The following is a 20,843-nucleotide window of genomic DNA, read 5'->3' on the forward strand; positions in this document are numbered from 1 at the left end:
GCGCCCCCGTACGCGCCTTCACGCGTGAACCCGCATCCGCACCCGTACCCGTACCCGTACCGAAGCAACTGCGCACCGAGGAGCCCCAGCCGTGAGCGACCACCGCGCCGAGCACACCGACGCGTGGGACGAACCCGCCGTCACCCCCGCCGTGGAGCCCGCTCCCGCCCCGGGGCAGGCGGCCGTCACCCCGGCCGACGCCGCCGACGCCGCACGCCTGGTCTCCTTCGGACTCCAGCCCAAGCTGGTGCCCGCCCGGGACGCCGAGTACGCCGACCTGCTCCGCCGCTACCGCGAGGAACCCGCCTTCGGACGGCTCGCCGACGCCGTCGCCACCGGCCTCGGCCTGGTCGTCCTGGAGGTCTCCACCCGGGCCGGGATGGCCGTCACCGCCGACGAGGACTCGGTCTTCGCCGTACGGATGGGCGACTACGCCCGCCGCGCCTCCTCCGACGCCGCCGACCGGTTCCTGCACGGCCTCGCCCACCTCGCCGTCGCCGCCATGGCGTTCCCCCGGCCCGAGGACCTCGCCGACGACGCCTACATCGGCCGCATCACCGTCAACGGCGTCGACGCGTTCGTCCGCCAGGCGTGCGTGCGGCTGGAGGAACGCGCCGCCGAGCAGGGCGAGAACACCGACCCCACCAGCGACGCCCCCGGCCTCGAAGCCGGCTGGCGGATCTACGCCCGCCGCAGCGCGACCGGCGCCACCAAGGACGCCCGCCGCCTCGCCGGATCGACCACCGGCATCATCGGCAAGGCCGTCGCCTTCCTCACCGACTCCGGCTTCCTCCAGCGCACCGGCGACGACGCGGGCGGCACCTACCGCACCACCGCGCGCTACCAGCTTCAGGTCCGCGACATGGCGGGCAGCGCCGCCATGGCCGAACTCCTCGAGCTCGGGGTCGTCCCCGTCACCGACGGGGCCGCCACCCTGCTGCCCCCGCGCGACACCGAGGACCTGGACCTCGCGGCCGACGCCGGCCTGCCCTTCCACGGCTGACGCGCCCGGCGCGCCCGCCCCCTCGCCCCACCTGTTCTGCCCGTTCCGCTTCACGAACGACGAGAGTCCGCCGCCATGTACGAGTTGTCCCGGGTCCGCCTCTACTCCATCGGACCGGCCGGTGCGCGCTATGCCGACACCGTTCTCGATCTGCGCGGCGTCGGAGCGCCCGTACCCGAACCAGCCCCGGCCCAGGCCGAGTTCTTCGAGGACGAGCCGGTCGGCCCGCCGCGCCGGCCCGCCCCCGCGGGTGTCCTCTTCCTGGAGAACGGCGGCGGCAAGTCGGTCCTGCTGAAGCTGATCTTCTCGGTGATGCTGCCCGGCCACCGCAACACCCTCGGCGGCGCCAGCTCCGGCGTGCTCCGCAAGTTCCTGCTCGCCGACGACTGCGGGCACGTCGCCCTGGAATGGCAGCACACCCTCACCGGCGAGTGCGTCGTCGTCGGCAAGGTCAGCGAGTGGCGCGGCCACCAGGTCTCCAACGACCCGCGCCGGTTCGCCGAGGCCTGGTACTCGTTCCGCCCCGGACCGGGGCTCAGCCTCGACAACCTCCCCGTCGCCGAGGCCACCACCGTCGGCCGCCCCGCCGAAGGCACCTCCGGCGCCCGGGGACGCCGCCGCACCATGAAGGGCTTCCGCGACGCCCTGATGGACGCCGGGAAGTTCTACCAGCACCTCGACGTGCACTGGGAAGAGATCCACGACCGGTGGAACGAACACCTCGGCGACCTCGGACTCGACCCCGAACTCTTCCGCTACCAGCGCGAGATGAACGCCGACGAGGGCGAGGCCGCCGGCCTCTTCGCGGTCAAGAAGGACTCCGACTTCACCGACCTGCTGCTGCGCGCCGTGACCGACACCCGCGACACCGACGGCCTCGCCGACCTCGTCAGCGGCTTCGGCAACAAGCTCGGCCGCCGCGCCGAACTCACCGCCGAACGCGACTTCACCGCCGGCTCCGCCGACCTCCTCGGCCGGATCGTCGAGGCCACCGCCGCCCGGTCCCGCAGCCGCGACGTCCACGCGGGGGCGGAACGCCGCACCCGCACCCTCGCACGCCGGCTCTCCGCCCGCGCCACCGAGGAACGCGGCCGAACCGCCGAGCTGGCCCAGCACGTCACCGCCGCCGCCCACACCGTCACCGAGGCCGAACGCACCCGGGGCAACCGCGCCCTCGTCGCGGCCGAACTCGCCTACCGCAACGCCTCCCTCGCGCTGGCCGCCGCCGAGAAGTCCGCCGCCGCACAGCGCCGCGAGCTCGGCGACGCCCGTACGCTGCACGCCGCCTGGCAGGCCGCCGAGGCCGTGCTGCGCCACCGCGCCGCCGCCGACCGCTCGGCGCGCGTCGCCGCCGCCATCCGCGAGGCCGAACGCGACGCGGCGCCCGCGCTCGCCGCCCGCGCCACCGCCGCCGCCGACCTGGTACGCGCCCTGCACACCGCCGCCGAGGACGGCGAGCGGGTCGCCAACGAGGAGGAGGAGCGCTCCGGCACCCTCCAGGCCGAGGGCGAGCGCGCCCACCGCGACGCCACCACCGCCGCCACCGAGGCCCAGCGCGCCCGCAGCGAGGCCGGCCACCTGCGCCAGCGCCTCGCCGAGGTCGAGCAGGAGACCGCCGAGGCCGTCCGGGCCGGCTGGCTCGACGACACCGCCCCCGACGCGGACCCGGCCCGCGCCGCGCTCGCCGCGAGCGACGCCGAACAGGCCGCGGTCGCCGCCTGGGACACCGCGCGCGACGCCGCCCGCGCGTCCGCCGACCACGCCCGGGAGGCCGCCGCCGCCGAGAGCCGCGCCGAACTCGCCGCCGCCCGCGCCGCCGACGCCGCCAAGGCCGCCGGGCAGTCCTACGAGGACGAGCGCGCCGCCGCCGACGCCCTCGCCGCCGAGAGCCGCCTCGCCGACCTCCTCGGCCTGCCCTCCGCCACCGGCGTCCCCCAGCCCCGCAGCGGCACCGGACCCGACGAACCGCACGGCACCGCGCCGGGAGGCGCCCGCAACCCCGGCGAGACCGGGTCCGCCCAGCACGGCACCGACCGCCAGGTCGCCCTGGCCGACCGCCGCACCGCCCGCTCCCTGACGACCGAGGACTTCGACCGCGGCGCCGACGAACTGCGGGAACTCCTCGACCAGGGCATCGCCACCGCGGAACGCCGCCTCTTCGACCTGCGTACGGCCGCCGCCGACGACTCCCGCATCCTCGGCGCCCTGGGCGACGGCGGACTGCTGCCGCCCGGCCCCGACGTACTGGCCACCGTCGAGTACCTCGGCGAGCACGGCATCCCCGCCCTGCCCGGCTGGCGCTACCTCGCCCAGGCCGTCGACCCCGCCGACCACGCCCGCGTCCTCGCCGCCCGCCCCGAACTGGTCGACGGCGTCGTCATCACCGACCCCGGCGCCCACGCCCGGGCCCGCGAGGTCCTCGGCGGGGCCGCCCTGCTGCCCCGCTCCACCGTCGCGGTCGGCACCGCCGCCGCGCTGCTCGCCCCCGTGCCCGACCCGGCCGGCGGAACCGACGACGTGTTCCTCGTACCGCCGAACCCGGCCATGCACGACGAACTCGCCGCCGACGAGGAACGCCAGGCCCTGCGCGCCCGGGCCGCCGACCGCGACGAGGACATCCGCGCCCTCGCCGCCCGGCTGGCCGGCGACCGCGCGCTGGCCGCCCGTATCGGAGCCTGGCGCGCCGACTGCCCGCCCGGCACGCTCGCCGAACTCGCCACCGCCGCCGCCACCGCGCGGACGGTGGCCGAGACCGCCGAGGAAGCCCTCGCCGAAGCCCGGACCGTCCGCGCCGAGGCCGACGAGGCGGCCGCCGACACCGCCCGGGTCCGCGAGGAGCGCCAGGAGGCCGCCCAGCGCGCCCGCCGCGCCGCCGACGCCCTGGCCGGTCTCGCCCACCGGCTCCGCGAACGCGCCGGCTGGCAGATCCGGCTCCGCGAACTCATCGACGAGGGCGCCGAGTCGGAGGCCCGCGCGGGGACCTTCCTGGACCGCGCCCGCGCCGCCGACGAGGACCGCCGGGCCGCCCAGCGCGCCGCCGACGACGCCCGCCGCACCGCCCGTGCGCTGCGCGCCGAGCGCGCCGAGATCGCGGGCGCCCCGGAGCCCCTGCCCGAGCCCGGCGAGCACACCGCCCGCCAGGCACTGCCCACCCTCCGCGAGGCCTACCGCGCCGCCTCCCAGCTGTACGAGAAGGTCGGCGTCGGCGCCGACCTCCGCGCCGAACAGGCCCGCGCCGAGAGCGACGAGAGTGCCGCGCTCTCCGAACTCGACCGCCTCAGCAACAAGGTGCGCACCCGCGCCGCCCAGCTCCTCGAAGGCACCGACGGTGCCGACGGCCCTTCCCGGCAGGCGGCGGCAGCCCGCGCCGAATCGCTCGTCCAGCTCCTGGAGACCCGCGCCTCCACCGCCAGCGAGCAGCTGGGCCGGCTGCGCGGCGAGGCCGAACGCCTCGCCCCCGAGGACGAGTCGCCCCACCACACCGACCTGCCCGAGGAGCTCGTCCCGGCCGACGCCGAACAGGCCCAGACCCTGCTGCGGACCGCCACCGGCGAACTCTCCGCCGCCACCGCGGCCCTGGACACCGCGCGCGCCGCCCACGCCGAGCTGCTGCACGCCCACCGCACCGCCGAGGACTCCGCGGGCGGCTTCGAGGAGACCGCCGCCCTGCTGCGCGACCTCCTGCGCGACCACGGCACCGAGGACGAGGACGACGGCCCCGAGCCCCACCCCGGCACCCTCGAAGAGGCCAGGACCTCCGCCACCGAGGCCCGCCGCTCCCTGCGCGCCTGCGCGGCCGACCTCTCCGCCGCCGAGGCCGCGGTCCGCGAGGCGAGCGACATCCTCGTACGGCACGCCAACTCCACGCGGTACGAACAGGTACGCACCCCCGCCCGCCAGCAGATCCGCGAGCTCCCGGCCTCCGCCCTGCCCGAGCACGCGCAGAAGTGGGCCGACGCCTTCGCCCCCCGGCTCCGCGTCCTCACCGACGAACTCGCCCAGCTGGAACGCAACCGGGACTCCATCGTCGACCGGCTGCGGGGCCTGGTGGAATCCTCCCTCGCCACCCTGCGTTCCGCGCAGCGGCTGTCCCGGCTGCCCGAGGGACTGGGGGAGTGGTCCGGCCAGGAGTTCCTCCGCATCCGCTTCGAGGAACCCGACCAGGCCACCCTGACCGAGCGCCTCGGCGAGGTGATCGACGAGGCGACCCACTCGGCCCTCAAGAAGAACGCCGACCTGCGCCGCGACGGCATGTCCCTGCTGCTGCGCGGGGTCGAGGCGGCGCTGAGGCCCAAGGGCATCGCCGTGGAGATCCTCAAGCCCGACGCGGTGCTCCGCGCCGAACGCGTACCCGTCGGACAGATGGGGGACGTCTTCTCCGGTGGCCAGCTGCTCACCGCGGCCATCGCGCTGTACTGCACCATGGCCGCGCTCCGCAGCAACGACCGGGGCCGCGACAAGCACCGGCACGCCGGCACCCTCTTCCTGGACAACCCCATCGGCCGCGCCAACGCCACGTACCTGCTGGAGCTCCAGCGCGCGGTCTCGGACGCGCTCGGCGTCCAGCTCCTCTACACGACCGGGCTGTTCGACACCACGGCGCTCGCCGAGTTCCCGCTCGTGATCAGGCTCCGCAACGACGCGGACCTGCGGGCCGGGCTGAAGTACATCAGCGTCGAGGAGCACCTGCGGCCGGGACTGCCCCAGCAGGACCCGGAGGGCGAGACCGTGCACGGGGAGATCACGGCCACCCGGATGTTCAAGCGGAGCACGGAGCAGGCCACGGCCTGATCCGGCAGGACGGCACGGGGGGCGCCCGTACGGCGGTCGGCGCGTCCCTGCGGTGCTGGGGGCGCTGCCGGCCCGGGGGTCACACCCGGGAGAGCCGCCCCCGGCCCGTACGGCTGTGTCCGTGTCCTCCTATGCCCGCGCCGCCCTCGCGCGTGGCCCGGCGCTCCGCGCGGCGGGCCCGCCGGCGCTCACGGCGCATCTGCCGCGCGGTGCTGCTCGGCACCGACACCACACCGTGGCGCTGGTTCCACACCTGGCGGGTCACCCAGACGTCCAGCACCGACCAGGTCGCCCCGACCGTGCCTGCCACCCCGCCGAGCACCATCGGGAAGGCGAGCCAGGACCCCGCCATGGTGCACAGGAACGCCACCATGGCCTGGATGAGCGTCAGCGACACGATCATCACCGCGCGCACCGCCGCCGTGCGGACGGGATCGGGCATCCGTCTGCGGACCGCCGGCTCCTCCACCCACAACTGCCGAGGCACACGCACGTCCTGCACCGGCATGGCGTCCGACGACGCGACGCCCCGGCGTTCCCGAGTGCTCAAAGGACCTTCAACTCCCCACCGCTGACCGACTTGAGGGTGACTGCCCGGCCTGCCGCCGTTCTACGCGGGCCGGCCGGGCCAACCGCACGACGGACCCCGCCGGCCTGCCACACCGGCCTCCGGCGTGACTCCTGCCCCGTACGTACGGACGAATACGTGGGTACGAAGATTCCCGCGAGTTGGCAACGATCAGCACGGTCAAGGGTCACGAAACACGTAATTCCGGCCAAGTGTCCGGTACCGGATTTCCGGGTGCCCGCCGTCTGCATTTCTGCCGCACGCCGAGCTCCGCGGCCGGGAATGCGGGAATGATTCGCGTCAACTCCGCGCGGGAAGGCCGAAAATCGCCCGGACGGTCCTTCGAGTTGTCAGAGTGTCAGTAGTAGGCTCGCGCCGTTCGCAGAGGCGGGACCGACGGACACACCCCTGCGTGCGGGGGTCGAGCTGGGGGAGGCCATGCGCTTTCGCGGGAAGTCCATCCGCAGGAAGATCGCGGCACTGCTTCTCGTGCCCCTCGTCTCCCTCACCGCGCTCTGGGCGTTCGCCACTTACGTGACCGGGCGCCAGGCGAGCCAGATGATGGACGCGGGCGCCACGGTCGAAAAGGTCGGCCACCCGCTGGAGCAGGCGGTCCGCTCCCTCCAGGACGAGCGCCGCCAGACGCTCGTCTTCCTCGCCGACCCGCGCGCCTCCGACGCGCTGCCGCTCCTCCACCGCCAACAGGCCATCACGGACCGGACGGTGGCCGAGATCAGGGACGGCGCAGGCCGCGGCGGCATCCGCGACGGGCTGAGCAGCGACGCCCAGGGCCGACTCGACGCCGTGCTCAGCGCGGCCGACGGACTCCCCGCCCTCCGGCAGTCCGTGGAGAACCGCGGCATCTCCCGGCTGCGCGCCATGGACTTCTACGACGGACTCGTGGACCCCGCCTACCGGTTCCTCAACGGTCTGAGCACCATGGAGCACGTCTCCCTGGACAAGCAGGTCCGCGCGCTCGTCGGCGTCTCCCGGGCCCGCGAACTCCTCTCCCGCGAGGACGCGCTGGTCGCCTCCGGCCTCCTCACCTCCCGGCTCACCGACGCCGATCTGCGCCAGCTCGCCGCCCTCGTCGCCCAGCGCCAACTGCTCTACCAGGTCAACCTGGACATGCTCCCCAGCGACGAACGCCTGCGCGTCGAACGGTTCTGGGCCAGTCCCGAGACCGAACCCCTGCGCACCGCCGAGAACGCCCTGATCGCGGGCGGCGAGGCACGGGACCGTGCCGGCATCGACACGGCGCGCTGGCAGCGGGCCGCGCCCCCCGTGCTGGACCGGCTGGCCAACGACTACACCGAGATGACCAACCGTTTCCAGGACCGCGCCGATCCGGCCGGCTACCGGGTGCTCGTCCTCGCGGGCGTCGCGGGGGTCCTCGGCTTCCTGGCCCTGCTCGTCTCCGTCTTCGTGTCGGTACGCATCGGCCGCGAACTGGTCCGTGACCTCTCCCGGCTCCGCAAGGAGGCCCACGAGGCCTCGGGCGTACGCCTGCCGGGCGTCATGCGGCGGCTCGCGGCGGGGGAGCAGATCGACGTGGAGACCGAGGCCCCGCACCTGAGCTACGAGCCCGACGAGATCGGCCAGGTCGGCCAGGCGCTCAACACCCTCCAGCGGGCCGCCGTCGAAGCCGCCGTCAAACAGGCCGACATGCGGCGCGGCGTCTCCGAGGTCTTCGTCAACCTGGCCCGCCGCAACCAGGTGCTGCTGCACCGCCAGCTGACGCTGCTCGACGCGATGGAACGGCGTACCGAGAGTGACGCGGAACTCGCCGACCTCTTCCGCCTCGACCACCTCACCACCCGTATGCGCCGGCACGCCGAGGGCCTGGTGATCCTCTCCGGCGCCGCCCCCTCCCGCCAGTGGCGCAAGCCTGTCCAGCTGATGGACGTGGTGCGCGCCGCCGTCGCGGAGGTCGAGGACTACGAACGGATCGAGGTCCGCAGACTCCCGCGCATCGGCGTCGGCGGACCCGCCGTCGCCGACCTGACCCACCTCATCGCCGAACTCCTCGAGAACGCCACGGCGTTCTCGCCGCCGCACACCGGCGTGCAGGTGCACGGAGACCGCGTCTCCAACGGCTTCACCCTCGAGATCCACGACCGCGGACTCGGCATGACCCCCGAGATCCTGCTGGACGCGAACCTCCGGCTCGCCGAGACCCCCGACTTCGAACTCTCCGACACCGACCGGCTCGGCCTCTTCGTCGTCAGCCGGCTGGCCCAGCGCCAGAAGGTGCGGGTCTCCCTGCAGAAGTCCCCGTACGGCGGCACCACGGCGGTCGTCTTCATCCCGGCCAACCTGCTCACCGAGGCGCCGGACACCCATGGCACCGGGTTCCGGCTCGACCGCAGGACCGAGCGCGCCCTGCCCGGGCCGCGCTCCGAGCAGAACGCGGCCGGTGCGGCGTCCTCGCTCCCGCCGGGCCCGATCGACGGCCCGGTCGAGCTGGAGGCGCCGATGGGCCCCCGCGAGCGCGCGGCCTTCGAACGCGACCGCGACCGGGCGCTCGACCCGGCCCTCGCCCCCGTCCTCGGCAGCCTCGGCGACCTGGAGGACAGCGACAGCGAACGCGGCGGCCTCTTCCGTGCCCGCGACACGCGCCGGGGCGACGGACCGGAGCAGCACCAGCAGGCGGGCGACGAACGCGAGGGTCCGGTGCCGCCGGTCCGCCCGATGCGGTTCGACGGACCCGCGCCCCTGCCCCGCCGTACGCCCCCGACCCTCGTCGCGGAGCACGGCCGCCGCATCGGCGCCCCCCGCTCCGGCGGGCCGACCCGCTCGGTCCCCCGGCCGGCCGACCCGGCTTCCGTACCCGCCCCCGCGACGGCCCCCGTACCGCCCGCGGTCCCGGCACCCGCGCTCCCGCGGCCGGATGCCGAGCCCGTGACGATCCGGTCCGTGGACACCGTCGGCGGCCTGCCCCGGCGCATCCGCCAGGCGAGCCTCGTACCGCAGCTCCGCGAGGAGACGGAGGCCCGCACCGAGCCTGAGGCCCCCGCCCTCGAACGCGACGACATCCAGCGCGAGGCCGAACACGTCCGCGACCGCATGGCCTCGCTCCAGCGCGGCTGGCAGCGCGGGCGCCGGCAGAACGCAGGCGAGACGACCGACACGGGCGACTCAGACCCAGGAACACCACCGGGAGGGGACGGTCGATGACCGCACCGCACGCCGCCGCACACGACTCCGAACGCAGGGGGTCCGGCGAACTCAACTGGCTGCTCGACGAACTCGTGGACCGGGTGTCCAGCATCCGCCAGGCCCTGGTCCTGTCCCGGGACGGCCTCGCCACCGGCACCTCCCGGGACCTGAGCCGCGAGGACGGCGAACACCTCGCCGCCGTCGCCTCCGGCTTCCATAGCCTCGCCAAGGGCGTGGGCCGCCACTTCGACGCCGGCCAGGTGCGCCAGACCGTCGTGGAGCTCGACGAGGCGTTCCTCTTCGTCACCGCGGCAGGGGACGGGAGCTGTCTCGCCGTACTGGCCGACGCGGACTCCGACGTGGGCCAGGTGGCGTACGAGATGACGCTCATGGTCAAGCGCGTGGGGGCCCACCTGGTCAACGCACCCCGTACGTCCGGTACGTCCGCCGGAGGGTGAGGGGATGGCATGAGCGCAGAACCGGCCCGCGACACCGTCCCCGGATCACCGGCCGCCGCCCCCGGCGTCCGGTCCCTGCCCTGGTTCGACGCGGACGCGGGGCCGGTCGTACGCCCGTACGCGATGACCCGCGGACGCACCGGCGGCGCGGTCAGCCTCCGGCTCGACCTGATAGCGGTCGTCGTCCCCGAGCCCGCCGCCGACGACCCCGACAGGGACGCGGCCCTCTCCCCGGAGCACGTGGAGATCGTCGAACTCTGCTGCGCCGTACCCCAGTCGATCGCCGAGCTCGCCGCCGGCCTGGACCTCCCGGTGGGAGTGGTACGGGTCCTGGTGGCCGATCTCGTCGAGGAGGAGCTGGTGCAGGTGACCCGACCCGTTCCGCCGGCCGAACTGCCGGACGTGAACCTTCTGCGCGAGGTGATCAATGGCCTTCGGGCGCTCTAACCGCCGCAAGCGGGCCGTCGCGCCCGTCACCCTGAAGATCCTGGTGGCGGGCGGTTTCGGCGTGGGCAAGACGACGCTGGTGGGCGCGGTCAGCGAGATCAGGCCGCTGCGCACCGAGGAGCACCTCACCGAGGCCGGGCGGCCCGTCGACGACGTCTCCGGCGTGGAGACCAAGCGGACCACCACCGTGGCGATGGACTTCGGGCGCATCACCCTCCGCGAGGAGCTGGTGCTCTACCTCTTCGGCACCCCCGGGCAGGAACGTTTCTGGTTCCTCTGGGACGAACTGGCCCAGGGCTCCCTCGGCGCGGTCGTCCTCGCCGACACCCGCCGCCTGGAGGAGTGCTTCGCGGCCGTCGACTACTTCGAGCGCCGGGCGATCCCGTTCGCGGTCGCCGTCAACTGTTTCGAGGGCGCGGAGACCTACCCCACCGGCATCGTGCGGGCCGCCCTCGACCTCGGGCCGGACACCCCGGTCCTGCTCTGCGACGCCCGCGAACGGTCCTCGGTCCGGGACGTGCTGGTCGAGCTCGTCGAACACGCGCTGGCCCGGACCGGGCGGCTCAGGGAACCGGCCGGCACCTGAGGGGTCCGTCCGCGCCGGTCACCTCGCGGCGGGCCGGTCCGCGTTCTCCGCGAGCCACTTGGCGGCGGTCTCCGCCAGCTCGGCGTCCCGTCCGGCGAGCATCGTCAGGATCATCTGCGCGTCCCCGCGCAGCGACCAGGCGGGGTGGCCGAAGGTGGCCGGGTTGTTCCCCTCGATCAGGAAGTGCGCGGGCCAGGCCGTCCCGTACCCGATCAGCGGCAGCGCCGCCGCGTACCGCTTCCGGCCGCGCGCCAGCCCGTAGGCGGTGATCGCGAGCCCGGTCAGGGTCCCGGTCAGATGGACCCAGCGGGTCGCGGCCCTGGAGTGCATCGCGACGTAGTAGGGCCAGAACTCCTCGTACGAATCGAACGTCTGCTGCGTCATGGGGGCAAGGTATCGGCTCCCGCCCCGCCGGGAAACGGTCCCGTCGGCCAGACGCGGGGGAGTGACCGGCGGGACCGTCCTGTGCCGTCCGCCCGACGCCGTCAGCGGCCGCGCACCGAGCGCCCGTCCACCGGGAAGTCGAAATACGTGTCCGGGAAGAGCTCCGGGGCGAAGGTGTAGTGCCACCACTCCTCGGCCAGGTTGACGAACCCGAGACCGGTGAGCGTCCCCTTGAGCAGCTGCCGGTTGGCCCGCTGGGCGCCCTGGACGCGCGGATCGTCGGTGTGCGCGAGGGTGTCGAAGCAGTCGTAACCCGTGCCCATGTCCACCGAGTTGTCGGGGAACCGCGCGTCCCGGGGCCCGTAGCAGGGAGCGAGCGGCTCGCCCGGCCGGTACGCCCTCGTCGGTACGGCGGGCAGCCTCACCAGGGTCAGGTCGACCGTGCTGCCCCGGCTGTGCCCGGACTTCTCGGCGATGTAACCGTCCTCGAACAGCCGCGTCTTGTCGACGCGGGGATAGAACTCGTCCTTCATGGTCTGGTCGTCGAGGTCCTTCGCCCAGCGGACGAAGTGGTCCACCGCCCGCTGCGGCCGGTAACAGTCGTACACCTTCAGGGAGTAGCCCTGGCGTCGCAGCGCGGTCTGCGCCCGGTGCAGGGCTTCGGCGGCGGGGCGGGTCACGAGGCACACCGGCTTCCGGTAGCCGTCCACCGGGACGCCCAGGAAGGTGTGCGGCGTGGCGTACCGGATCTCCTCGATGATGCTGGGGTCCACGGAGCGCAGCGCGACGAAACCGTCCGGCGCCTTCGGCTCGGGCCGCGCCCGCGCCGGAGGGGTGGACATGGTCGCGGCGAGCAGGATGGCGGCGACGACGGTGAGCGTGCGGAGCACGGAACCGGATGCGGTCGTTGTTGTCATGTGCACATCGCTATCAGGTTCCGGCCCCCCGGGGAAGCGTGATCGGATACAGTCCGGCCCGTGTCCGAGCCCACCGCACCGCCCGTACGCGACTCCCACTGCGCCGCCTGCGGAGCCCCGTACGCCGCGTCCGTACTCCGCGCCGACGCCTGGCCCCGCCCCTGCGCCGCCTGCGGTACGACCGCCTACCGCAACCCGCTTCCCGTCGCGGTCGCCCTGCTTCCGGTCACCGGCCACGCGGGCGACGGCCTGGTCGTCATCACCCGGACCATCGCACCCCGGCGCGGCGGACTCGCCCTGCCCGGCGGGTTCATCGACCACGGGGAGGACTGGCGGCACGCCGTCGTCCGCGAACTCCGCGAGGAGACCGGCATCGAGGCCGGAGCCGACGAGGTGACCCTCGCCGACGCGCTCAGCTCCCCGGACGGCCACCTCCTCCTCTTCGGCCTCCTCCCCGCCCGTGCCGCCGACCGGCTCCCACCGTCCGTACCGACCGACGAGACGGCCGGGTACGACGTGCTGCGCGCGCCCCGGGAGCTGGCGTTCCCGCTGCACACCGAGGCCACCCGCGCCTGGTTCGCGGGCCGTTACGCCTGAGGACCCCGGCGGGTCGACGCGCCACGGCCACCACCGCACCGCCTGGTCACACCCCCCGCACCCGCACCGGATACGGCACCGGCCCCGCGTGGCCGTCCCGCTCCACCACCACCCGGCCGTCCTCCCACCGGGTGCGGAAACGCTCCACCACCGGCTTCCCCCGCCCCGTGCCGGCGCCCCGCACCAGCACCCCGCCACCGCGCCGCCCCGGCCGCGGCGCCCACGCCTCCAGCTCCGTCCCCCCGTCGTCGCCCCGCACCGGAATCACCACCCCCGCCCGCGCCAGCACCGGAATCCGCGACAACGGCGCCTCCACCGTCACCCGTCCCGGCCCCTCGTACGACCGGCCCGTCCCCGTGTCGTACCAGCGCCCGCGCGGCAGCCGTACGGTCCGCCGGACCATGCCCGGCTCCAGCACCGGCGCCACCAGCAGCGCGTCGCCCAGCAGGAACGCGTCCTCGCAGTCCCGCAGCGCCCGGTCACGGGGAGCGTCCCACCAGAGGGGTCGTACGTACGGTGCGCCCGTCAGCCGCGCCACGTGCGCCAGCGTCAGGAAGTACGGGCCCAGCCGCTCCCGCTCCAGCAACGCCGCTCGCGCATGCCCCAGCACCTCCTCCCCGAACTCCCGGGGCCCGGCCCCCGCGCGGAACAAGGGCAGGCGTGCGCCCAGTTGGAGCCGGCGCAGATACAGCTCGGGCGAGTCCGCGTCCTCGAACGCACCCAGGTCCGGCCCCGAGTACGGCACCCCGCAAAGCCCGAGCCCGACGACCGTGGCCAGCGCCGCGCGCAACCCCGGCCAGCCGTCCGCCGCACCCCCGGACACGGTCCGCCGCACATGCCGTTCGCCTTCCCCGCCCGCCCCGCCCTCCACGGCGGGCCACGTCTCGGGCGCCCCCGGCGACGGGAGCGCCGGAGCACCCGTGAGCCCGGTCCAGCCGCGCAGCACCCGGGCCGGCGTCCCCGCCACCGCCCAGCACCGCAACGGTCCGCCGTCCATCCGGACCTCGCTGCCGCCCGGCCGGTCGTGCCCCGAGCCCGCACCCTCCTCACCCTCGCGGATGGTCATCCGCCCCGTCCCGGTGCTGTCGTAGAACGCCAGATGCGTCCCCGCGTCCGAGACCACGAACTGCGCCGGCAGCCCCGGCGCCGACGGACCGTCCGCCCCGTCCCCCCGGCCCGCCCGACCCGTGCCCGGGGCGCCCAGCGGGTACGCGCCGCTCCGCAACCGGGGGCCCGACGGCGGCCCGCCCAGCCCGAAGAACCGCGCGTCGGCAGGGAGTTCCGCCCGCTGCACCCACCGCGCGGGACCCCCGCCGGCCGCCTCCCACCAGCGCGGCGGCAGCTCCCGCCGCAGCCGGACACCGCCCGGGGTCCGCAGCTCCACCGCCCCGACGCGCGACACCGACACCGTCAGACGCTCCGACACCACCTGCCAGCCACCGTCCGTACCGGGCTCCAGCCGCGCCCGCGGATCGGGCACCGGTTCCGTCCCCGGCAGACCGTACGAGGGAAGCCACCCGGCCCCGTCCCACGCCCAGAACACCGCCCCGCCCGCGGCCACCCGGATGCTCAGCTCCGAACGGGCGAACCGCACCACGCCGCCCCCGGGCCCGGGATCCGCTCCCAGCAGGGGTCCGGGCACCCTGGCCAGCTCCGGACCGCTCTGCCGCGGCGCCCAGGAGTCCCCGCGCCACGACCGCCAGGCCGTCCGCATGCCATCGACCGAACCCATCAACTTCACCGAGCGCACCAGGCCATGACCGTCCATGGCGCACACCTTGCCACCAGCCGAACCCGGCGAGCGTTTCGTTCAACTTCCGTTCACCCGAGGCCCGGCGGTCGTACATGAACACCCCGCACCGTGCGCCGCGACCGCCCGCCGCCCGCCACGCCCCGGTGCCCTCCTGCCGGCCCTGGTGCCGGGGACGATCACATGGCATCGTCCTCAGTGCTCGCGCGCACCACCCCTGCCCGTGCGCGCCGGCGCCCACCCCGCGCACCCGTCAGCCAGGAGCCGCCCCATGACCGCAGCAGCCGACGAAGCACCCCTCTGGCAGCCCGGCCCCGAGCGCGTCGCCGCCGCAGCCGTCACCCGCTTCCAGAGCTGGGCGGCCGAACACCACGGGGCCCCCGCCGAGGGGGGATACCCGGCCCTGCACCGCTGGTCCGTCGAGGAGCTCGACACCTTCTGGCAGGCGGTCGCCGAATGGTTCGACGTCCGGTTCTCCACCCCGTACGAGACCGTCCTCGCGAGCCGCGCCATGCCCGGCGCCGAGTGGTTCCCCGGCGCCACCCTCAACTACGCCGAACACGCCCTGCGCACCGCCGAGGACCCGCTCCGCGCCGACGCGCCCGCGCTCTTCCACGTCGACGAGACGCAGGCCCAGGCGGTCATGAGCTGGTCCGAACTCCGCCGCCAGGTCGGCTCCCTCGCCGCGGAACTGCGCGCTCTCGGCGTCACCCCCGGCGACCGGGTCAGCGGCTACCTCCCGAACATCCCGCAGGCCGTCGTCGCCTTCCTCGCCACCGCCGCCGTCGGCGGGGTCTGGACCTCCTGCGCCCCCGACTTCGGTGCCCGCAGCGTCCTCGACCGCTTCCAGCAGGTCGAACCCGTCGTCCTGTTCACGGTCGACGGATACCGGTACGGCGGCAAGGAGCACGACCGGACCGCCACCGTCACCGAACTCCGCCGCGAACTCCCCACCCTGCGCGCCGTCGTCCACGTCCCCCTGCTCGGCACCCCGGCCCCGGAAGGCACCCTCGCCTGGGCCGACCTCACCGGCGCCGACACCGAACCCCGCTTCGAGCAGGTACCTTTCGCCCACCCGCTCTGGGTCCTCTACTCCTCCGGCACCACCGGACTGCCCAAGGCGATCGTGCAGTCCCAGGGCGGCATCCTGCTGGAGCACTACAAGCAGCTCGGGCTCCACTGCGACCTCGGCCCGGAGGACCGCTTCTTCTGGTACACCTCCACCGGCTGGATGATGTGGAACTTCCTCGTCTCCGGCCTCCTCACCGGCACCACCGTCGTGCTGTACGACGGCAGCCCCGGACACCCCGACATCAGCGCCCAGTGGCGCGTCGCCGAACAGACCGGAGCCACCTTCTTCGGCACCTCGGCCGCCTACGTCATGGCCTGCCGCAAGGCCGGCGCCCACCCCGGACGCGACTTCGACCTCAGCCGCGTGCAGTGCGTGGCCACCACCGGCTCGCCCCTGCCCCCGGACGGGTTCCGCTGGCTGCACGGAGAGATCACCGACGACCTCTGGATCGCCTCGGTCAGCGGCGGCACCGACGTCTGCAGCTGCTTCGCGGGCGCCGTGGCCACCCTCCCCGTCCACATCGGGGAGCTCCAGGCCCCCTGCCTGGGCACCGACCTCCAGTCCTGGGACGCCGACGGCGAACCGCACCTGGGGGAGGTCGGCGAACTCGTCGTCACCGCGCCCATGCCCTCCATGCCGCTGCGGTTCTGGAACGACCCGGACGGCAGCCGCTACCACGACAGCTACTTCGCCACGTATCCCGGCGTCTGGCGCCACGGCGACTGGATCACCCTCACCGGACGCGGCTCGGTGATCATCCACGGCCGCTCCGACTCCACCCTCAACCGCCAGGGCGTACGCATGGGCTCCGCCGACATCTACGAGGCCGTGGAGCGGCTGCCGCAGATCCGCGAATCCCTCGTCGTGGGCATCGAAGAGCCCGACGGCGGCTACTGGATGCCGCTCTTCGTCCACCTCGCCGACGGAGCCGTGCTCGACGACGACCTGCGCACCGCGATCGCCCGCACGCTCCGCGAGAACCTCTCCCCGCGCCACGTACCCGACGAGGTCATCCAGGTCCCCGGCATCCCGCACACCCTCACCGGCAAGCGCATCGAAGTCCCGGTCAAGCGTCTCCTCCAGGGAACCCCCCTGGACAAGGCGGTCAACGTCGGCTCCATCGATGACGTCGGCCTCCTCCGCTTCTACGCCGGACTGGCTCGCACCCGCCACTGAGACGGCCCGTTGTCAGTCCCCCCGGTTACGCTGAGTGAGCGCCAGTCGACCGTACGTCTGCACACGCGGCACGCACGCAGACCGTACGGCCCGGACCGTCGTACTCGGACCGTCTCACTCAGGGGGAGCACCGCTCATGAACCGCACCGGACGCAACGGACGCACCGACCGCGCGACCGACACGACCCGCCGCACCCGCCGCACCGGGGCCCCGCCGGACCGGCGGCCCCGGTCCACCCGCCGCGCCCTGCGCCGCGAAGTGCCCGGCACCGTCGGCGTCCTGGTCGACCCCCAGGACTTCGCGGCGATGCGCGCCTACCGCACCTTCCCCTTCGACGACCACGCCGCCTATCTCCACGAGGTCGAGGGCCTGCTGAAAGGCTTCGAGGCCGAGGGACTCCACACCAGCCTCGCGCTCTTCGACCCGTCGGAGTTCGGTGAATTCTGCGCGGAGCACCGGCTCGACCCCGACAGCGCCGACGCCCGCACCCGTTTCACGGCCGAGATCGCGGCCGCCGGCGCCACGGTCCCCTACACCGGGCAGCCGCTCGACCGGATTCTCCCGCTCCTCGTCTCCCGCGTCGTACGCCGCGCGACCTGGGAGTACGCCACCGTGCTCCTGGCGGACCTCGGGGCCTGCGCGGACTGCGGCCAGGACATCGGCGGGGCCGCTTTCGACCGTGCCTCGCACCTGCTGCTCCGGCTCCTGGAGGCCGCCGGTCCAGGCACTCACCACATCGTCTGCTCCATCCGCTCCACCGACGACCGGCTCCTCGCCGTTCTCCACACCCGCCAGGAAGGGGGACGCCCGCCCGTCCTCTCACCCGCCGAAGGCACGGAGCTCGCGACCGTACTCGCGGTGGGCGTCGCGCTGGAGGCCCCCGGAGGCGTCGTCCTGCGCACCACGGCCCCCGACGCCCCGGACCGGGTCCACGGCTGGCGGCTCGACCGGGGCAGCCTGCTGCCCCTGACCGCGGGAGAGGTGTTCTCCGCCTACTGCACCGACGCCGGGACCGGCGAACCGGTCGGTCCGGAACCGGGCGTGGACTACCGCGCCGGCTTCGACATCGGAGCGGAGGACCCCCGGCCCCACCACTGATCCGCCCAGCACAGGCCACGACGAGCAGGCCCCGACGCGCAGGGGCTCCCCGCCACCACGGCGGAAAGCCCCTGCGTCCGGTCGCCCGGAACTCGGGCGCGGCTACGCGCCCTCCAGCACCGCCCGGGCCGCGCTCCGCGCGTCCTCCGCGGAGTCCGCGGCCCGCGCCGCCGCCGCGGCCCGCTCGCACTGCGCCAGCGTGTACCGCGCGAGCGTCGCCCGTACGTAGGGGAGCGAAGCCGCGCCCATCGACAGCGAGGTGACCCCGAGCCCGGTCAGCACACAGGCGAGCAGCGGATCGGCCGCCGCCTCACCGCAGACCCCGCAGCTCCTGCCCTCGGCGCGCGCCCCGTCCGCCGACAGCGCCACCAGGTCCAGGAGCGCCGGCTGCCACGGGTCCTGCAACCGTGACACCGCGCCCACCTGCCGGTCGGCGGCGAAGGTGTACTGCGCCAGGTCGTTGGTACCGAGCGAGAGGAACTCCACCTCCTGGAGCACCGAGCGTGCCCGCAGCGCGGCCGACGGGATCTCCACCATCGCCCCGACCTTCGCCCGCAGCCCCGCCTCGCGGCACGCGTCGGCGAAGTCCTTCGCGTCGCTCCGGTCGGCGACCATCGGCGCCATGACCTCCAACTGCGCCGACTGCCCTTCGGCGGCCTTGGCCAGAGCGGTCAGCTGGGTGCGCAGGACGTCCGGGTGGTCCAGAAGGCTGCGCAGACCCCGCACCCCGAGCGCGGGGTTCGGCTCGTCGGCCGGGGTGAGGAACGCCAGCGGCTTGTCCGCTCCGGCATCGAGCACCCGGACGACGACCCGGCCCTCGGGAAAGGCCTCCAGCACGGCGCGGTACGCCGCGACCTGCTTCTCCTCGGAGGGTGCCCGCTCACTGTCGTCCAGGAACAGGAACTCCGTTCGGAAGAGCCCGATGCCCTCCGCGCCCGCCTCCACCGCAGCCTGCACGTCCCCCGGACCGCCGATGTTGGCCAGCAGCGGCATCCTGTGCCCGTCGGAGGTGGCACCCGGCCCGCTGGAGGCGGCGAGCGCCGCCTCGCGCGCCGCAGCAGCCCCCTCCAGCGCGGCCCGCTTCTCCGCGCCGGGTTCGACGAACACCTCGCCGGTGCCGCCGTCGACCGCCACCACCACGCCCTCGGCCAGCTCACCGGCGCCGGGCAGCGCGACCACGGCCGGCACCCCGAGCGCCCGCGCCAGGATCGCGCTGTGACTGGTCGGCCCGCCCTCCTCGGTGACGAACCCGAGCACCAGCGTGGGATCGAGCAGCGCGGTGTCCGCGGGAGCCAGATCCCGAGCGATCAGCACGTACGGATGGTCGCTGTCCGGCACCCCCGGCATCGGCACCCCGAGCAACCGGGCCACGATCCGGTTGCGTACGTCGTCGAGATCGGCGACCCGCCCCGCGAGGTACTCCCCGGCGTTGGCCAGCAGCGCGCGGTAGGCGGCGAAGGCGTCGTAGAGACCGCGCTCGGCCGTGCTCCCCTCGGCGATGCGCCGCTCCACGTCGGTCATCAGCTCCGGGTCCTGCGCCATCATGGCCTGCGCTTCCAGCACCCCCTGCGCCTCACCGCCGGCGAGATTGCCGCGCGCGACGAGGTCGGCGGCGACGGCCTCCACGGCCTGCCTGGCGCGTCCCTGTTCCCGCGCCGCCTCCTCCGGTGGAATCTTCCTGACGGGCGGCTCCAGGACCGCCGTCCCCATGTGCCGGACCTCGCCGATGGCCACCCCGTGGCTCACACCGACGCCTCGCAGCGTTGTCTCCATGTCACCCGTCTCCGTTCGTGCGGCGGGAACCCCCGCGGTGGATGTCCGACTGGCTCGTCACGGAAGGGCAGGGTCACTGCCAGTCGAAGAGGGTGCCTCCCGCTTCCACGTCACCGGACTCCCGGACGTCCGAGAGGGAGTCGGCCGTGGCCTCCAGCGCCACGACGGGACAGATCGGGGACTTCCCCGCCGCCTCGACCTCGACCGGGTTCCACCGCACGATGCCCTGCCCGCGGGTGACGGTGTCCCCCTTGTTGATGAGGAGCTCGAACCCTTCGCCGTTGAGCTGGACGGTGTCGATCCCCAGGTGTGTCAGTACACCGTGCCCCTCGCTGTCGACCACCACGAACGCGTGCGGGTGGAGGGAGACCACGACGCCGTCGACCGGCGAGACCGCCTCGCCGGGCTCCCGGACGGGGTCGATGGCCGTGCCGGGCCCCACCATCGCGCCCGAGAAGACCGGGTCGGGGACCGCGGCCAGTCCGATGGCCTGTCCGTTGAGGGGGGACGTCACGTGGGTCATGGATGCCTCCGGGAGGTGGAGCTGGGGCGCCTGGCCTGGTTGCTCGATGGCCGTCCCCTGGTGTCACAGGGCGGCGCGTTCCTCAGCAGAGTAAGTCATGGCAAGTCGCGATTCTGCCCGAGATGTCCCGTTTGGCTGACGTAGAAGTGCACCGCGAACGATTTGCCTCGTCTCCCGACGAGGCTGTACTGTCGTAGATCTGCCTGGCCCCACCGTGACTTCTGGTCCTGGGGTCGGTGGCGACTCTCCAGCGAAACCTTGCCCGATAAGGGCTTCCGCATGCCTGCGGGGGCCTGGTCGGAGGGAAAGGGATTGCCTGATAGAGTCGGACTCGCCGGAAAGGGAAACGCGAAAGCGAAGAACTGGAAAGCGAAAACTGCTCGACCCGCTTCGACCGGGAATCGGACAGATAAGAGTCTGATAGAGTCGGAAACGCAAGAACGAAGGAAGCGCCCGGAGGGCCCCGGTGAAACGGGACCGAAGGAAGCGTCCGTTCCTTGAGAACTCAACAGCGTGCCAAAAGTCAACGCCAGATATGTT

Annotated in this window: 15 protein-coding genes; 9 read left to right on the forward strand and 6 right to left on the reverse strand. The window is 74.2% G+C overall.

The window, feature by feature from the left end; all coding sequences use genetic code 11:
- Positions 1 to 91 precede the first annotated feature (91 nt).
- Both ACWCSV_RS13830 and ACWCSV_RS13835 read left to right on the forward strand, forming a co-directional pair.
- A complete protein-coding gene (locus ACWCSV_RS13830) occupies positions 92 to 1,003 on the forward strand; it encodes a hypothetical protein (RefSeq protein WP_451141757.1) in 912 nt (303 codons plus the stop codon).
- Positions 1,004 to 1,078: 75 nt separating this feature from the next.
- Entirely contained in the window at positions 1,079 to 5,794 is a 4,716-nt protein-coding gene (locus ACWCSV_RS13835) for a hypothetical protein (RefSeq protein ID WP_451141759.1), read from the forward strand.
- 79 nt (positions 5,795 to 5,873) lie between these two features.
- Here the strand turns inward: ACWCSV_RS13835 and ACWCSV_RS13840 are convergent, their stop codons facing one another.
- Positions 5,874 to 6,302: a hypothetical protein gene (locus tag ACWCSV_RS13840; protein WP_451141799.1), complete on the reverse strand. Its 429-nt coding sequence runs from the start codon at positions 6,300 to 6,302 to the stop codon at positions 5,874 to 5,876.
- A gap of 498 nt (positions 6,303 to 6,800) precedes the next feature.
- Here ACWCSV_RS13840 and ACWCSV_RS13845 point away from each other — a divergent pair, with 498 nt between their 5' ends.
- From ACWCSV_RS13845 to ACWCSV_RS13860, 4 genes are read left to right on the forward strand one after another with little or no spacing between them, the layout of a single operon-like run.
- Entirely contained in the window at positions 6,801 to 9,539 is a 2,739-nt protein-coding gene (locus ACWCSV_RS13845; protein ID WP_451141761.1) for a sensor histidine kinase, read from the forward strand.
- The gene (locus ACWCSV_RS13850; RefSeq protein WP_327174612.1) at positions 9,536 to 9,979 is read left to right on the forward strand and encodes a roadblock/LC7 domain-containing protein; all 444 of its coding nucleotides are present in this window, start codon (positions 9,536 to 9,538) and stop codon (positions 9,977 to 9,979) included. Before ACWCSV_RS13845 ends, ACWCSV_RS13850 begins: the two co-directional genes overlap by 4 nt.
- A 9-nt stretch (positions 9,980 to 9,988) precedes the next feature.
- Positions 9,989 to 10,426 (forward strand): DUF742 domain-containing protein, encoded by a 438-nt coding sequence (locus ACWCSV_RS13855; protein WP_451141763.1) that lies wholly within the window; start codon positions 9,989 to 9,991, stop codon positions 10,424 to 10,426.
- On the forward strand, positions 10,407 to 11,012 hold the full coding sequence (locus ACWCSV_RS13860) for a GTP-binding protein (protein WP_451141765.1): 606 nt from the start codon (positions 10,407 to 10,409) through the stop codon (positions 11,010 to 11,012). The genes ACWCSV_RS13855 and ACWCSV_RS13860 overlap by 20 nt, the downstream gene beginning before the upstream one ends.
- Positions 11,013 to 11,030: 18 nt before the next feature.
- On the opposite strand, the gene ACWCSV_RS13865 is transcribed toward ACWCSV_RS13860, so the two are convergent.
- Both ACWCSV_RS13865 and ACWCSV_RS13870 read right to left on the reverse strand, forming a co-directional pair.
- Positions 11,031 to 11,396, reverse strand: a complete 366-nt coding sequence (locus tag ACWCSV_RS13865; RefSeq protein WP_451141767.1) for an Mpo1-like protein — start codon at positions 11,394 to 11,396, stop codon at positions 11,031 to 11,033.
- Positions 11,397 to 11,497: 101 nt separating this feature from the next.
- Entirely contained in the window at positions 11,498 to 12,313 is an 816-nt protein-coding gene (locus tag ACWCSV_RS13870) for a M15 family metallopeptidase (RefSeq protein WP_451141769.1), read from the reverse strand.
- A gap of 60 nt (positions 12,314 to 12,373) precedes the next feature.
- Here ACWCSV_RS13870 and ACWCSV_RS13875 point away from each other — a divergent pair, with 60 nt between their 5' ends.
- Entirely contained in the window at positions 12,374 to 12,910 is a 537-nt protein-coding gene (locus tag ACWCSV_RS13875; RefSeq protein ID WP_451141771.1) for an NUDIX domain-containing protein, read from the forward strand.
- A 46-nt stretch (positions 12,911 to 12,956) separates the two neighbouring features.
- On the opposite strand, the gene ACWCSV_RS13880 is transcribed toward ACWCSV_RS13875, so the two are convergent.
- Complete coding sequence (locus ACWCSV_RS13880; RefSeq protein WP_451141773.1) at positions 12,957 to 14,678, reverse strand: TIM-barrel domain-containing protein; 1,722 nt, start codon at positions 14,676 to 14,678, stop codon at positions 12,957 to 12,959.
- A gap of 253 nt (positions 14,679 to 14,931) precedes the next feature.
- On the opposite strand from ACWCSV_RS13880, the gene ACWCSV_RS13885 reads away from it, so the two are divergent.
- Both ACWCSV_RS13885 and ACWCSV_RS13890 read left to right on the forward strand, forming a co-directional pair.
- Positions 14,932 to 16,908, forward strand: a complete 1,977-nt coding sequence (locus tag ACWCSV_RS13885; protein WP_451141775.1) for an acetoacetate--CoA ligase — start codon at positions 14,932 to 14,934, stop codon at positions 16,906 to 16,908.
- A gap of 136 nt (positions 16,909 to 17,044) precedes the next feature.
- Positions 17,045 to 18,007, forward strand: coding sequence for a hypothetical protein (locus ACWCSV_RS13890; RefSeq protein ID WP_451141777.1), 963 nt, complete (start codon positions 17,045 to 17,047; stop codon positions 18,005 to 18,007).
- Positions 18,008 to 18,109: 102 nt separating this feature from the next.
- On the opposite strand, the gene ptsP is transcribed toward ACWCSV_RS13890, so the two are convergent.
- A complete protein-coding gene (gene ptsP / locus ACWCSV_RS13895) occupies positions 18,110 to 19,780 on the reverse strand; it encodes a phosphoenolpyruvate--protein phosphotransferase (RefSeq protein WP_451141779.1) in 1,671 nt (556 codons plus the stop codon).
- Positions 19,781 to 19,853: 73 nt separating this feature from the next.
- Positions 19,854 to 20,303 carry a PTS sugar transporter subunit IIA gene (locus ACWCSV_RS13900; protein ID WP_451141781.1) on the reverse strand — a complete coding sequence of 150 codons (450 nt, stop codon included), beginning with the start codon at positions 20,301 to 20,303 and terminating at the stop codon, positions 19,854 to 19,856.
- Positions 20,304 to 20,843: the final 540 nt, after the last annotated feature.

The sequence above is a fragment of the Streptomyces sp. NPDC001770 genome, from assembly GCF_053596135.1.

Coding starts and splice junctions, on each gene's coding strand:
- ACWCSV_RS13835 (WP_451141759.1), top strand. CDS start 1,079: ATGTACGAGTTGTCCCGGGTCCGCCTCTACTCCATCGGACCGGCCGGT.
- ACWCSV_RS13840 (WP_451141799.1), bottom strand. CDS start 6,302: ATGCCGGTGCAGGACGTGCGTGTGCCTCGGCAGTTGTGGGTGGAGGAG.
- ACWCSV_RS13845 (WP_451141761.1), top strand. CDS start 6,801: ATGCGCTTTCGCGGGAAGTCCATCCGCAGGAAGATCGCGGCACTGCTT.
- ACWCSV_RS13850 (WP_327174612.1), top strand. CDS start 9,536: ATGACCGCACCGCACGCCGCCGCACACGACTCCGAACGCAGGGGGTCC.
- ACWCSV_RS13855 (WP_451141763.1), top strand. CDS start 9,989: ATGAGCGCAGAACCGGCCCGCGACACCGTCCCCGGATCACCGGCCGCC.
- ACWCSV_RS13860 (WP_451141765.1), top strand. CDS start 10,407: ATGGCCTTCGGGCGCTCTAACCGCCGCAAGCGGGCCGTCGCGCCCGTC.
- ACWCSV_RS13865 (WP_451141767.1), bottom strand. CDS start 11,396: ATGACGCAGCAGACGTTCGATTCGTACGAGGAGTTCTGGCCCTACTAC.
- ACWCSV_RS13870 (WP_451141769.1), bottom strand. CDS start 12,313: ATGACAACAACGACCGCATCCGGTTCCGTGCTCCGCACGCTCACCGTC.
- ACWCSV_RS13880 (WP_451141773.1), bottom strand. CDS start 14,678: ATGGACGGTCATGGCCTGGTGCGCTCGGTGAAGTTGATGGGTTCGGTC.
- ACWCSV_RS13885 (WP_451141775.1), top strand. CDS start 14,932: ATGACCGCAGCAGCCGACGAAGCACCCCTCTGGCAGCCCGGCCCCGAG.
- ACWCSV_RS13890 (WP_451141777.1), top strand. CDS start 17,045: ATGAACCGCACCGGACGCAACGGACGCACCGACCGCGCGACCGACACG.
- ptsP (WP_451141779.1), bottom strand. CDS start 19,780: ATGGAGACAACGCTGCGAGGCGTCGGTGTGAGCCACGGGGTGGCCATC.
- ACWCSV_RS13900 (WP_451141781.1), bottom strand. CDS start 20,303: ATGACCCACGTGACGTCCCCCCTCAACGGACAGGCCATCGGACTGGCC.